The organism is Micromonospora sp. ANENR4 (assembly GCF_015354395.1).
Taxonomy (GTDB): domain Bacteria; phylum Actinomycetota; class Actinomycetes; order Mycobacteriales; family Micromonosporaceae; genus Micromonospora; species Micromonospora aurantiaca.
On the sequence record NZ_JADKYQ010000006.1, the window covers coordinates 284764 to 299113 of the forward strand.

Here is a 14350-nt window from a genome sequence, read left to right on the forward strand (position 1 = left end):
TGCCCTGCACGCTAGTACGGCCCGGCGCTCCCCACCGCCCCGCCACGGCCTCCGGCAGCGCGAGAAGCAGCGTGTGGCAGTGTGATGAACATCGCCAGTCGGGGTACTCCGCGAGCGGCCGACCTCGGACCCGCAACGGGTGAAAGGACAGAGTCCCGATCCGGACGTCCGGCCAGTGATCCGCCGCGGGAGGTACCGCGCGGTAGGGCCTAGGCTGGGCGGCAGAGTGACCCACAACGCGGTGGGTCGAGGGGAGTGGCACCGATGGACCGGCGTCCGGCGATCAAACCGGGACCCGACCTCCGGCAGGCTGACACCGGCCGGGACGACGACAGCTTCGATTCGGCGACCGACGGGGACGGTTTCAGCCGTCTCGACACAGGAGTGACCGGGATGACCGGTTCCAGCATCGACACCCTCTACGACCTGGGCCTGCCTGCGCAGGCGCTGGCCGACGAGTCGGAGGACGCCGAGCTGGACGAGCCCGTTCCCAACGCGGAGCGGCTGGTCGCCCAGGCGGTCGCGCTGGCCGGCGACGACCACGACGCGGCCACACTGGTGGACCGCTTCTGGCGGTTCGCGCCGGACGAGGAGCTGATCGGCTTCACCGCCGAGGAGATGCTGGAGGCGGCCCGGGCGCACCGGGACCTGGCCCAGCAGCGGGTGCCGGGCGAGCTGAAGCTCCGCATCCACGAGCCGGACGCCGAGCAGCACCACACGGTCGTGGAGATCGTCACCGACGACATGCCGTTCCTCGTCGACTCGGTGACCGCCCTGTTGAACTCCCACCACCTGGACGTGCACCTGCTTGTGCACCCGCTGGTCGTGGTGCGGCGCGAGCCGCTGGGCCGGCTCACCGAGGTGTCGGCGGACGTGGAACCGGACGACGCCATCGCCGGTGACCTGGTCGAGAGCTGGATGCGGATCGAGATCGACCCGGTCCGTGACCCGGCCGAGCGGGAGACGCTGCGGCGCGAGTTGCAGCGGGTGCTCACCGACGTGCGCGAGGCGGTCGAGGACTGGCCGAAGATGCGGCAGCGGGCCCTCGCGCTCGCCGACGAGCTGGCCGCCGCCCGGACGTCGGACAACCGCCCGCCGGTGCCGGAGAAGGACATCACCGACTCGGTGGAGCTGCTGCGCTGGCTGGCGCACGACCACTTCACGTTCCTCGGCTACCGGGAGTACCGCCTGGTCGACACCGACGGCGCGCGCGGCGGGCAGGCCCTGGAGGCGGTGCTCGGCACCGGGCTTGGCATCCTGCGCTCCGACTCGCCGGAGGCCCGGTCGCTGAACTCGATGACGCCCGAGGCGCACGAGAAGGTGCTGGAGAAGCGCCTGCTCATCATCACCAAGGCCAACTCGCGTGCCACTGTGCACCGCTCGGCGTACCTCGACTACATCGGCTTCAAGATCTTCAACGAGGCCGGCGAGGTGGTCGGGGAGCGGCGCTTCCTGGGTCTGTTCTCCACCGCCGCGTACCGGACCAGCGTGCAGGAGCTGCCCGTGGTCCGGCGCAAGGTCGCCGAGGTGCTCGACCGCTCGGGCCTGAGCCTGCGCAGCCACTCCGGCAAGGACCTGCTGCAGATCCTGGAGACCTACCCGCGCGACGAGCTGTTCCAGATCAAGACCGACGACCTGTACCACGCGGTGATCGGCGTGCTGCGGATGGCGGGTCGACGGCAGCTGCGGGTGTTCCTGCGCCGCGACGCGTACGGGCGGTTCATCTCCTGCCTGATCTACCTGCCGCGGGACCGCTTCACCACCCAGAACCGGCTGCGCATGCAGGACATCCTGCTGCGCGAGCTGAACGGCGTCGGCGTCGACTACACCACGCGGGTGACCGAGTCGATGCTGGCCCGGGTGCACTTCATCGTGCGTACCGACCCGAACAACCCGCCCGGCGACATCGACGCCGACCTGCTCGCCGAGGAGCTGGCCGACGCGACCCGCCTCTGGGACGACGACTACCGGCTGGTGCTGGAGCGCAAGCTCGGCGACGAGCAGGCCAAGCACCTGTTCGCCAGGTACGCCGACGCGTTCCCGGAGGGCTACAAGGACGGGCACACGCCGTACGAGGCGATGAAGGACCTGGCGAAGCTGGAGCTGCTGGAGGAGCCCGGCCAGCTGGAGATGCACCTGTTCCGCAAGCAGGCACCGCCGCGTCCGTACGCCGCCCGCGCCGCCGACGCCGACGAGACGATGGACGTGCGGTTCAAGGTCTACCGGTACGGCGAGCCGATGATGCTCTCCGCCGTGCTGCCGGTGCTGCACTCGCTCGGCGTGAAGGTGGTCGACGAGCACCCGTACGAGGTGGAGCGCGTCGACGGCCGGATCTGGCTCTACGACTTCGGTCTGGAGCTGCCCGAGCGGCACCAGGACCTGGCCGAGGTGCGTCCGCACGTGGAGAACGCCTTCGCCGCCGCCTGGCGGGGCGAGGCCGAGGTGGACGGCTTCAACGAGCTGGTGCTGCGGGCCGGGCTCACCTGGCGGCAGGTCGTCGTGCTGCGCGCGTACGCGAAGTACCTGCGCCAGGCCGGCACCGTGTTCTCCCAGGAGTACATGGAGCAGACGTTCATCGCGTACCCGCAGATCGCCGAACTGCTGGTGAAGCTGTTCGAGACCCGGTTCGCCCCGGGCGCGACCACGCTCGACGAGCGGCGGCAGCGCAGCGGCGAGCTGGTCGACGCGATCGGTGAGGCGCTGGACGAGGTGGCCAGCCTCGACCAGGATCGCATCCTGCGGGCCTACCTGACGCTGATCCAGGCCACGCTGCGCACCAGCTTCTACCAGAAGCCGGTGGGCGGGCGGCCCAAGGCGTACGTGGCGTTCAAGCTGGACCCGCAGGCCATCCCGGACCTGCCCGCGCCGCGGCCCAAGTTCGAGATCTTCGTCTACTCGCCCCGGTTCGAGGGCGTGCACCTGCGGTACGGGCCGGTGGCCCGCGGCGGCCTGCGCTGGTCCGACCGGCGCGAGGACTTCCGGACCGAGGTGCTCGGCCTGGTCAAGGCGCAGATGGTGAAGAACGCGGTGATCGTGCCGGTCGGCGCCAAGGGCGGCTTCGTGCTGAAGCAGAAGCCGGGCGACCGGGACGAGGCGGTGATCTGCTACAAGGAGTTCATCTCCGCGCTGCTCGACGTCACCGACAACATCGTCAGCGGCGAGATCGTGCCGCCCGACGACGTGGTCCGGCACGACGGCGACGACCCGTACATGGTCGTGGCCGCCGACAAGGGCACGGCGACGTTCTCCGACATCGCCAACGAGATCTCCGAGGCGCACAGCTTCTGGCTCGGTGACGCGTTCGCCTCCGGCGGCTCGGCCGGCTACGACCACAAGAAGATGGGCATCACCGCCCGGGGCGCCTGGGAGTCGGTCAAGCGGCACTTCCGGGAGCTGGGCCACGACACCCAGACGCAGGACTTCACTGTGGTCGGCGTCGGCGACATGTCCGGCGACGTGTTCGGCAACGGGATGCTGCTGTCGAAGCACATCCGGCTGGTGGCCGCGTTCGACCACAGGCACATCTTCCTGGACCCGGATCCGGACTCGGCCCGGTCCTGGGAGGAACGCAAGCGGCTGTTCGACATGCCGCGCTCGTCGTGGGAGGACTACGACCGCGAGCTGATCTCCGAAGGCGGCGGCGTCCACTCGCGTACGGCGAAGTCGGTGCCGATCTCGCCGCAGGTCCGCGCGGTGCTCGGCCTCGACGAGGACGTCACGCAGCTCAGCCCGCAGGAGCTGATGAAGGCGATCCTCACCGCGCCGGTCGACCTGTTCTGGAACGGCGGCATCGGCACCTACGTCAAGGCGTCCAGCCAGACCAACGCCGAGGTGGGGGACAAGTCAAACGACGCCATCCGGGTGGACGGCAAGGGCCTGCGCTGCCGGGTGGTCGGCGAGGGCGGCAACCTGGGCTTCACCCAGCAGGGCCGGATCGAGTACGCCTCGACCGGCGGCCGCATCTACACCGACTTCATCGACAACGCGGCCGGTGTGGACTGCTCCGACCACGAGGTCAACATCAAGATCCTGCTCAACACGGCGGTGGCCGACGGCGAGCTGGACCGGCCGGAGCGCGACGAGCTGCTGGCCCAGATGACCGACGAGGTCGCCGATCTGGTGCTGCGGGACAACTACGACCAGGCGCGTGCGCTCAACAACGCCCAGGCCCAGGCCGCCTCGTTGCTCCCGGTGCACCGGCGGATGATCAACGAGCTGGAGCGGTCCGGCGCGTTGAACCGGTCGCTGGAGGCGTTGCCCTCGGACGAGGAACTGGCGGTCCGCACCGAGAGCGGCCTGACCGCGCCGGAGTTCGCGGTGCTGCTCGCGTACGTCAAGATCGTGCTGGAGCGCGAGATCGTCGGCGAGGGCCTGGCGGACGAGGAGTGGACGACCGAGGTCCTGGTCAACTACTTCCCGACGCCGCTGCGGCAGCGCTTCGCCGAGCGGATGGGCCGGCACCGCCTGCGCCGGGACATCGTCACCACGGTCCTGGTCAACGAGGCGATCAACCGGGGTGGCATCTCGTTCGTCTTCCGGGTGGTCGAGGAGACGGCCGCGTCCGCTGCCGACGTGCTCCGGGCGTACGTGGTGGTCCGCGAGGTGTTCGGCCTGCGCGACCTGTGGGACGCGGTCGAGGCGCTCGACAACAAGGTCTCGCCCGAGTTGCAGACCGCTGTCTACCTGGACACCCGGCGGCTGCTCGACCGCGCGGTGCGCTGGCTGGTCACCAACCGGCGCTCGCCGATCGACGTGCCGGCGGAGATCGCCCGGCTGCGCGACGGTGTGGCCCGGCTCCTGCCGGACCTGGAGAACCGGTTCTGGGGCACCGAGCGGGAGGCCATCGCGGCGCACATCGAGTCGCTTGTCGAGCGCGGACTGCCGCGTGACCTGGCCGAGCAGGCGACTCGCCTGATGTACAGCTTCGGCCTGCTGGACATCGTCGAGACGGCGCAGGCGACCGGGCGGGACGTGAGCGAGGTGGCCTCGGTCTACTTCGTGCTCTCCGACCGGTTCCGGGTCGACGCGCTGCTGTCGAAGATCTCCCTGCTGCCCCGCGAGGACAGGTGGCAGACCCTGGCCCGGATGGCGCTGCGCTACGACCTGTACGCCGCGCTGGCCGCGCTCACCGCGGAGGTGCTCGGGTCCACACCGGAGGACGTGCCGCCGGTGGAGCGGGTGCAGGAGTGGGAGCAGGCGAACGCCACCTCGATCCACCGGGCGCACCGGGCGATGGGGGAGTTCGACGAGTCCCGCGCCGACCTGTCCGCGCTGTCGGTGCTGCTGCGACAGATCCGTACCCTGGTCCGGACCTCGGCGGCGGCCTGACCGCTCGACGCGAGTGGCCCGGTGGTCGGTTCCCGACCGCCGGGCCACTGCCGTTTCCGCCCCTCAGCTCGTCATCGGGGCGTAGACGACGATGTTGTTCAGGTAGCTCCCGGCCGTCTTGTCGAACACCCCGCCGCAGGTCACCACCCGCAGGGCGGGCACGTCCGACGGGCCGTAGACCTGCGCGGCGGGAAAGGCGGTCTTCGGGTACGACGCGACCTCCCGCACCGTGAACGTGGCGGACGAGCCGTCCTGCCGGGCGACCACTATCGTGTCGCCCGCCACCAGCGCGCCGAGGTTGAAGAACACCGCTGGGCCGAGCTGGGCGGAGTCGACGTGACCCACTATCACCGCGTTGCCGGCCTCGCCCGGGCTGGCGCCGGGGGAGTACCAGCCGGCGTTCATGGCCTGGTCCAGCGGGGGCACCTGGACCGTGCCGTCCGGGTTCGTGCCGAGCGACATGATCGGCGCCTGCACCCCGATGCGGGGGATCGAGATGGTGACCGGCGCCGACCGGGGCAGCGGGGCCGGGGCGGCGCCCGTCGTGTTCGGGACGCCCGGGACGGCTGCGGCGCCCGGAGTGGCGCCGGGTGCGGCGTTCGGTGGGCCCGGCGTCGCCGGGCCGCCCCCGGCGGGGCCCGCTGCCGGCCGGCCGGTGCCACCCGGTGTGGACTGCCCGATGCCCGGTGCCGGTTGGCTCTCGGCGCCCGGTGCGGGTTGGCCCTCGGCGTCCGGGTCGGCGTAGGCGCCACCCGGATCGCTCTGCGGGCCGGTGGTGACCGGGGCCGCCTGACCGAGCGGCTGCGGCGGTGACGGTGGCGGGACGGTCCGGACGGACGCGCCGATCAGACCGGCCCCGGCCATGGCGAGCAGGACGACGACGGCCGTGCCGGCGGCACGCCACGGACTTCCGTGGCGGCCGCCGGCCCGGGTCGTCGTCCGGTCAGACCAGGCCACCGGCCCGCCGCCGGCGCAGCAGCACCAGGCCGCCCAGCGCGGCGGCGCCGATCATGCCCGCGCCGCCGGTGGCGAGGTTGCGGTCCACGCCGGTGGTCGTCATGCCGCCGTCGCCGCCGTCGACCCCACCGTGCGGCAGGACCACCAGTTCGCCCTCACCGCAGGTGCCCCGCAGCTCGTACCGGCCCGGCCGGGCGTCGTGCGACACGGTGGCCTCGCCGTAGTAGACGAAGTCCTTCCCGTGCTCCCACTCGTCTTTGCCGTAGTCGCGCTCGGCGTCCTTGCCGTAGTCGCCCTTGTCCTCCTGCCAGGCGCCTCCGCTCGCCTGCCAGTCGTCCTTGCCGCCCTGCCAGTCCTTGCCGCCCTGCCAGTCGTCCTTGCCGTCCTGCCAGGAGCCGTGCTCGTCCTTGCCGTCCTTGCCCTTGTCGTCCGGCCGGGCGCCACGGTCGTCCTTGCCGTGCTCGTCCTTGGCGTCCTTGCCGTGCCGGCCCTTGCCGTCGGGGCCGTGCTCGTCCTTGGTCCAGTCCGGCCCGCCCGGCTTCTCCTTCTCCCAGCCCGGCTCGGCGTCCTGGCCGTACTCGTCGTGCCCCTGCCAGTCGCCGGGGTCGACGGCCGCGCCGGCGCCCGCGCCACCCGGCTGCGGCTGCCCTTCCGGCTGGCCGGCCGGCGGCTGGGGCTGGTTCGCCGGAGGCTGCGGCATGCCGTCGCCACCCGGGCCGTTCCCGCCGGGCCCGTTGCCACCGGGGCCGTTGCCGTCCGGGCCGTGCCCGTCCCCGCCCGGCTCGCCGCGGCCGTCCGGGCCCTTGCCGTGGTCGTCCTTGCCGTCCGGGCCCTTGTCGTCCCAGCCCCAGTCCTTGTCGCCGCCCCAGTCGCCGCCGCGGTCGGCCCAGTCGCCGTGCTCGCCGTCGCGGGCCGGGTGCAGGTCGACCTTGCCGGTGACCTTCGACCAGACGGTGGCGTGCTTCTGCGGCTCGGAGCAGATCGCGAGCAGTTCGACGGTGTCCCCCGCCTTCACCACGTGCGGCTTGGCGATGACCTTGCCCTCGTCGTGCCCGCCCGCGTAGGCCATTCCCGGGGTGAACGCGAGAAGGCCCGCTCCGCCGAGAGCGGCGCCCGCGACCACCTTCCCGAGCATCTTCTTAGCCATGACCAGCGTCTCCATCCCTGTTCGTCCTGAGCCCGACGTCAGTCGAGCTAAGACCGACGTTAGACCTTTTCGCGAGTTATTCGGGGAAAGATTCGCTTTTAGGGATTTGCTGACGTTGGGGCGGATGCGTGCCCTGTCCGACGTCGCGCGCGGATCGAATGCCCTTCGCCGCGACCGCGGTCCGCGCGCCGAGTGGAACGTCATGGGTGTCTCCGGGCCGTTTTGACACCCGTGGTGTTCCACCCGAGCTGAGGGGCGTCGGTGGGGCGGCGCGAGTGGGGGCGGGCGGTACGGTGGGGCGAGGCGCATCGAGCCATTGTCATGGAAGCGCTCCCATGCAAGAATCGTTCCACGCGGTTCGGGGAGCCACACCGCGAGCTCAGACGTCGAGGGCAGCCGGCACCACCGGCCGACGTCCGGCTCCATCGGCCGGTCCTGCGGACCGGTCGGCACCACCACCCCCACAACGCCCGTCCGGGTCGGGCGTCCCCCGAAGTAACCCGTGGCGCGCACGGTCGTTCCCGCAGGACGCCCGCAGCCGCCATTGCGCCGGGCCGTACGCGGATCCGGTCTCGCCCAAGGAGATCAGTGGCATGAATCTGTGGAGAAGGCTGTCCGGCCGGAACCGGACGCTTGCGCTCACCAGCGCCGGCGTCCTGGTAGCCGGTGGACTGGTGACCCTCCCGGTCACCGCGGCGCAGGCCGCCACGCAGTGCAGCGTGACCTACACGACCAGCGACTGGCCCGGTGGATTCACCGGCACCGTGACCATCAAGAACATCGGTGACGCGCTCAGCTCGTGGAACCTCGGCTTCACCTTCCCGAACAGCTCGCAGCGGGTGGTGAACGGCTGGTCCGCGCGGTGGTCCCAGAGCGGCCAGAACGTCACCGCGCAGAACGAGTCGTACAACGGGTCGCTCGCCAGCGGCGCCAGCACCACCATCGGCTTCAACGGCTCCTGGAGCGGCAGCAACCCCAAGCCGACCCAGTTCACGCTCAACGGCACCGTGTGCAACGGCGGCACGCCGACCACCAGCACCCCGCCGACGAGCACGCCGCCGACCAGCACGCCCCCCACGAGCACCCCGCCGACGTCGACCCCGCCGACCTCGACGCCGCCGACGACCACTCCGCCGCCGCCCGGGCAGCGGGTCGACAACCCGTACGCCGGTGTGAAGGGGTACGTGAACCCCGAGTGGAAGGCCAAGGCCGAGTCGGTGTCCGGCGGCAACCGGGTGTCGAACAACCCGACCGCCGTCTGGATCGACCGGATCGCCGCCATCAACGGCACGCCGGACAGCAGCTCCAACGGGGCGATGGGCGTCCGTGACCACCTGGACGCCGCGCTCGCCCAGGGCGCCGGCTACATCCAGTTCGTCATCTACAACCTGCCCGGCCGGGACTGCTCCGCGCTCGCCTCGAACGGTGAGCTGGGCCCGGACGAGCTGCCCCGCTACAAGGCCGAGTACATCGACCCGATCGCCGCGATCCAGGGCGACGCGAAGTACCGGAACCTGCGCATCGTCAACATCATCGAGATCGACTCGCTGCCCAACCTGGTGACCAACACCTCGGGCAACGCGGGTGGCACCGTCATGTGTGACACGGTGAAGGCCAACGGCGCGTACGTGAACGGTGTCGGCTACGCCCTGGCGAAGCTGGGCGCGATCGGCAACGTCTACAACTACATCGACGCCGCCCACCACGGCTGGATCGGCTGGGACAGCAACTTCGGCCCGGTCGCCGACCAGCTCAAGGCCGCCGCTGTGGCGTCCGGCAGCACCGTCGCCAACGTGCAGGGCTTCATCGTCAACACGGCGAACTACTCCGCGCTGAAGGAGCCGTACGTCAAGATCACCGACACGGTGAACGGCCAGACCGTCCGGCAGTCCAAGTGGGCCGACTGGAACCAGTACCTCGACGAGCTGTCGTTCGCCCAGGCGTTCCGGCAGAAGCTGGTCTCGATCGGCTTCGACAGCAACATCGGCATGCTGATCGACACCTCCCGCAACGGTTGGGGCGGCGCCGCCCGGCCGACCGGCCCCGGCCCGTCGACCAGCGTGGACGCGTACGTCGACGGCGGCCGGGTCGACCGCCGCTTCCACACCGGCAACTGGTGCAACCAGGCCGGCGCGGGTCTCGGCGAGCGGCCGCAGGCCAACCCGGAGCCCGGGATCGACGCCTACGTCTGGGTGAAGCCTCCGGGTGAGTCGGACGGCTCCAGCAAGGAGATCCCGAACAACGAGGGCAAGGGCTTCGACCGGATGTGCGACCCGACCTACACCGGTAACGCCCGCAACGGCAACAGCATGTCCGGTGCCCTGCCGGACGCGCCGATCTCCGGCGCCTGGTTCGCCGCCCAGTTCCAGCAGCTCATGCAGAACGCGTACCCGCCGCTCTCCTGAGCCGCGGTACGGGCCACCCGCGGCGGCGGGAGTGAGGCACCGCCGCGCGGGTTCCCCGGGCCCCTGGTCGACGCCCACGTCGGCCAGGGGCCCTCGGCCGTGCCGGTGTCAGGGCACGGTGCGCTCGATCGCCGCCCGGCCCAGCTCGGCCAGGTCGCGGCGGGCCCGCTCCAGGTTCTCCGGCGTCACGTCCTGACCCCGGGCCTGCACCAGGTCCTCCGGATCCCAGGGCTGCTCGGCTCCGGTGCGGATGTCGTCCGGTGCGGCACCGGTGCCGGTGCCTGTCGCGCCGGTACCGGCCGCGTACGGGTCACCGATGAGGTTCGGCGACCCGGTGTCGGGCACCGCCCCGTCGGGCTCGGTGAAGACGGGGTTGTCCGGGTCGGTGCCGCCGCCGCGCAACTGGGGCACCGTGCTGTCGTCGTCCACCGCCGCGGCCACCTCGGGGGTCTCCTCCAGCGGCCGCTCGCCACCGCGGTCACGATCGGTCATGCTGCTGCCCTCCTGTCCCTTCCGCCTGATCCCCGAGGCGTACCCGGTGCGGGCCGCGCCATGCGGGCGGCGGGGATCAGGACTCGTCGCGGTGCGGCTCCGGCGTCTCGGTCGGGCGCAGCCGCAGCCACAGCAGCATCAGCAGGCCGAACACCAGCATCGCCGCGCCCGCCCACAGGTTGATCCGGACGCCCTGCGCCTTGTCGATCTCGGCGGACGTGTCGAACAGCCCCATCAGCCCGACGATCAGCCCGTACACCACGAACAGGCCACCGATGACCCGGCGGATGTCGAAGAGCCGGGCCGCGGCGGAGCGTTCCTCCCGGGCGTCCTCGGTCTCGTCGACCAGCGGGTCGTGCGCCTCGCCGCCCTGGTAGTGGCGGTCCGCGTCGTCTGGCATGGTGTGCGTCCCCTCCTTCAGAAGACCGGGATGTAGAACAGGGCGGCGAGGATCACCGCGACGACGCCGAGCAGCACCGGGGAGCGGTACCAGGCGGCGTCGCCGGCCAGTGTGTCGTCGGCGAGCGTGGTGTCGCTGAGGCCGTACACCAGCCCGGTCAGCTGGTCGTCGGTCTTCGGCCGGGTCAGCGGCGTGACGATCGCGGCCACCACCGCGACGGTGGCGAAGGCCAGGCCCGCGCCCCAGAAGCTCTCCTCCAGGTCCGAGTTGAAGCTGATCACGCCGCCCTTGTAGAGCAGGTACGTGGCGGTGGCGACGACGGTGCCGGACAGCAGCGACCAGAACCCGGCCAGCGGCGTCATCCGCCGCCAGAACATGCCGATGATGAACGTGCCGAACAGCGGCGCGTTGAACACCGAGAACAGCGCCTGGATGTAGTTCATGATGTTGCTGAATCCGGCCGCGATGAACGCGGTGCCGATGCCGATCACCACGGCGCCGACGGTGGCGAGCCGGCCCACCTTCACGTAGTGCTCGTCCGGCATGTCCCGCCGGAAGTACGCCTGCCAGATGTCGTACGTGAACACGGTGTTGAAGCCGCTGACGTTCGCCGCCATGCCGGCCATGAACGAGGCCACCAGGCCGGTGACCGCGATACCGAGCACGCCGTTTGGCAGCAGGTCGCGCATGAGCAGCGGGATCGCGTTGTTGTAGACCAGGTCGCCCTCGTCGGCGCCCAGCCCTTTCACGGTGACCAGGGCGATCAGGCCGGGGATCACGGTGACCGCCGGGATGAGCAGCTTCGGGTACGCGGCGATGATCGGCGTACGCCGGGCGGCGCTCATGTTCCGCGCGGACAGGGCGCGCTGCACCTCGGCGAAGTTCGTGGTCCAGTAGCCGAAGGAGAGCACGAAGCCGAGGCCGAACACGATGCCCAGCCAGTGCGCGCCGAGCGGGTTGCCGGTGCTGCCGGTGCCCTCCCAGGCGTGCAGGCCGGCCTCGCCGAGTCTGGAGTCGCGGACCGCGTCCATCAGGCCGCTCACGCCGCCGACCTTGACCAGCCCGATCACCGTGATCGGCACCAGACCGGCGATGATCACGAAGAACTGGAGCACCTCGTTGTAGATCGCGCCGGAGAGCCCGCCGACGGTGATGTACGCCAGCACGATCACCGCACCGACGATGATCGCGAACCAGAGCGGCCAGCCGAGCAGCGCCTGCATGATCAGGGCCAGCGCGTAGAGGTTCACGCCCGCGATGAGCACCTGCGCGACCGCGAAACTGATCGCGTTGAGCAGGTGGGTGGGGCGGTTGAAGCGCAGCCGCAGGTACTCGGGGACGCTGCGGACCTTGGAGCCGTAGTAGAACGGCATCATCACGATGCCGAGGAAGACCATCGCCGGCACGGCGCCGATCCAGTAGTAGTGCACGGTCATGATGCCGTACTGGGCACCGTTGGCGGCCATGCCGATGATCTCCAGGGCGCCCAGGTTCGCCGAGACGAACGCCAGGCCGGTGACCCAGGCGGGCAGCGAGCGGCCGGAGAGGAAGAAGTCCACGCTGGTGCGGATCGCGCGCCGGGCGGCGAAACCGACGCCGAGCACCGTGACGAAGTAGAGCGCCAGAATCAGATAGTCCAGGGCGTTCATGTTCAATCGCAGGCCGCCACCGCCCATGACCGTGCTCCCCTCGTGTGCACCGCTGACCGCACGTACCCCGATTGGGAAGTTTCATACCTGCTGTTCGGTCCGGACGTGCGGAAGCCCCGGCCGGGTCACCGGCCGGGGCTTCGTGGCGGTTTCTCAGCGGCCCAGCACGCGGTCCAGGAAGTCGCGGTAGCCGCGCACGGCGACCCGGAGCTGCTCGGTGTCCGTGGAGCCGGACTCCTGCCAGGCACCGAGCCGGGTGCGCTGCTCGCGCAGGGCCGTGGAGAGCGCCTCGATCGCCTCCTCGACCAGCGACTCGGCCTCGCCGACCGCGGCGCGCGGGTCGTCCACGAAGCGCAGCTGCACGTCGCGCCAGCGGTCCCGGAAGCCCTGGGCGGCCTCCGGCGCGAACAGCGTCGCCGCGTCGGCGGGTACCGCGCCGGGCGTGGGCCGGTCCGCGCCGCCCAGGCTCGCGCCGGCCGTGCCGGCGGCTGCCGCGCCCGCCGCCGCGGTGGCGGTGTCCACCCGGTCGTGCCGCCGGTCGGCGTCGTCGGTGGCGGGGACCGGCTCGGCGTCCGGGTCGACCAGGCCGGGCTCAGCGCTGCCGTACCCGACCGCGCCGTCGGCGGCCGCGTCGTCCCGGACGACGCCGTCGATGCGGTCGTCCCGGGCGTCGGTGTCCACCGTGCGGTCGTCCCGGCCGTCGCCGTCCACGTCACGGTCGCCGGCGCCGGGGTGCTCGGCGTCCCAGCGGTCCCGGTCGTGCAGGCGGTCCCCGGCGGTCGGGTCGGCCCGCTCGTCGTCCAGCGGGTCGGTGCGTCCCGGCGCGCCGTCGCCCGGCGCCGCCGTGTCCTCGTCGCGCGCGTCGCGCTCGTCCTGCGGACGGCCGCCGGCCAGGGCCGAGGCGGCCACCGCGTCGCCCACAGTGGCCGCGCCGAACGCCGTCGGCAGCGGCGCCGGCTCGGCGTACGGGGCACGCCCGTCGTCGTCGGTCCGGTCGGCCGCGTCGCGCAGCTCCCCGGCGTCGTAGGCGCGGGTCTCGTCCACCTCGGCGTCGCGCCGCTCGTCGGTGACCGCCGGGTCGTCGAAGGTGCCGCGGTCGTCCAGCGCGTCCTCGGGCACGTCGGCCCGGTCGGTGTCGCGGCGGTCGGTGTCGGCGTGCTCGCCCGGCTGCGGCACCGGCACCGGTGCGGACCGGACGGCCTCGGGGTGGTCCTGCGTGACCTGCTGTTCATCCTGGCGCATGGCGGCGGCCTCCTCAGCGGCTCGGGACGTCGTGGTCGTGGTCGTGGTCGGGGTGGCGCTGCTCCGGCTGCTGCGTGGACATGGGCACCGGCTCCTCGCCGAGCAGGTCGGCGAAGAGGGCCCGGTAGTGCACGAGCGCCTGCCGGAGGTCCTCGGTGCCGGCCTCACCGCGCTCGTTGCGCTGCCGGATCTCGTGGGCGTCGCGGTAGTGGGTGAGGGTGCGGGCGTGCTCGACGGAGAGGTGGGCGATCTGGTCCGAGAAGTCCCCGGTGGGGTAACCGCGCTCGGCAATCAGACGGCTGACCAGCTCGTCGGCCTCGCCGACGGTCTCCGCGGGGGAGTCGACGAAGCGCACCTGGAGTTCCTCCCAGGCGGCGGCGTAGCGGGCCCGGGACTCGGGGCTCAGCGGGGTCAGCTCCAGCTCGGCGTGCCGGCGTTCGCGTTCCCGCAGCTCGCGCTCGGCGGCGCTGCGGCTGTCCTGCTCGGCGACGACCCGGTCGTACTCGGGGCCGAAGCGCTCGCGCAGCGCCCGGCGGCGGCTGGCGACCACGGCGACCGCGACGAGCGCGGCGATGACGGCGACGACGATGACTATGACGACTACCTGGGTGGACGACATGGCTCCTCCTTCGCACGCTGGTATTCCCTCGTGCGGGTGATCGCCAATCCCGTTGTGCGGCACTTTCCGCCCCGCTTCTGGAAATAGGCGCGGTGTCGCGACCGCCGTCCG

Annotated in this window: 9 protein-coding genes; 2 read left to right on the top strand and 7 right to left on the bottom strand. The window is 71.7% G+C overall.

Annotated elements, in window-relative coordinates:
• Window positions 1-264: 264 nt before the first annotated feature.
• A complete protein-coding gene (locus tag IRY44_RS12995) occupies window positions 265-5328 on the top strand; it encodes an NAD-glutamate dehydrogenase (protein ID WP_194800641.1) in 5064 nt (1687 codons plus the stop codon).
• Between the two features lie 63 nt (window positions 5329-5391).
• On the opposite strand, the gene IRY44_RS13000 is transcribed toward IRY44_RS12995, so the two are convergent.
• Both IRY44_RS13000 and IRY44_RS13005 read right to left on the bottom strand, forming a co-directional pair.
• Entirely contained in the window at window positions 5392-6192 is an 801-nt protein-coding gene (locus tag IRY44_RS13000) for a class F sortase (RefSeq protein ID WP_228532043.1), read from the bottom strand.
• A gap of 79 nt (window positions 6193-6271) precedes the next feature.
• Complete coding sequence (locus IRY44_RS13005) at window positions 6272-7432, bottom strand: hypothetical protein (RefSeq protein WP_228531968.1); 1161 nt, start codon at window positions 7430-7432, stop codon at window positions 6272-6274.
• Between the two features lie 593 nt (window positions 7433-8025).
• Between IRY44_RS13005 and IRY44_RS13010 the strand changes: the two genes are divergently transcribed.
• Complete coding sequence (locus IRY44_RS13010; protein WP_194800644.1) at window positions 8026-9837, top strand: glycoside hydrolase family 6 protein; 1812 nt, start codon at window positions 8026-8028, stop codon at window positions 9835-9837.
• 108 nt (window positions 9838-9945) lie between these two features.
• Here IRY44_RS13010 and IRY44_RS13015 read toward each other — a convergent pair whose 3' ends face one another.
• The 5 genes from IRY44_RS13015 to IRY44_RS13035 form a co-directional block, all read right to left on the bottom strand.
• Complete coding sequence (locus IRY44_RS13015) at window positions 9946-10329, bottom strand: hypothetical protein (protein WP_194800645.1); 384 nt, start codon at window positions 10327-10329, stop codon at window positions 9946-9948.
• Window positions 10330-10405: 76 nt separating this feature from the next.
• A complete protein-coding gene (locus IRY44_RS13020) occupies window positions 10406-10729 on the bottom strand; it encodes a hypothetical protein (RefSeq protein WP_194800646.1) in 324 nt (107 codons plus the stop codon).
• A 17-nt stretch (window positions 10730-10746) separates the two neighbouring features.
• Complete coding sequence (locus IRY44_RS13025) at window positions 10747-12405, bottom strand: sodium:solute symporter family protein (RefSeq protein WP_194800647.1); 1659 nt, start codon at window positions 12403-12405, stop codon at window positions 10747-10749.
• 126 nt (window positions 12406-12531) lie between these two features.
• Complete coding sequence (locus IRY44_RS13030) at window positions 12532-13620, bottom strand: hypothetical protein (protein WP_194800648.1); 1089 nt, start codon at window positions 13618-13620, stop codon at window positions 12532-12534.
• A gap of 13 nt (window positions 13621-13633) precedes the next feature.
• Entirely contained in the window at window positions 13634-14239 is a 606-nt protein-coding gene (locus tag IRY44_RS13035) for a hypothetical protein (protein ID WP_194800649.1), read from the bottom strand.
• Window positions 14240-14350: the final 111 nt, after the last annotated feature.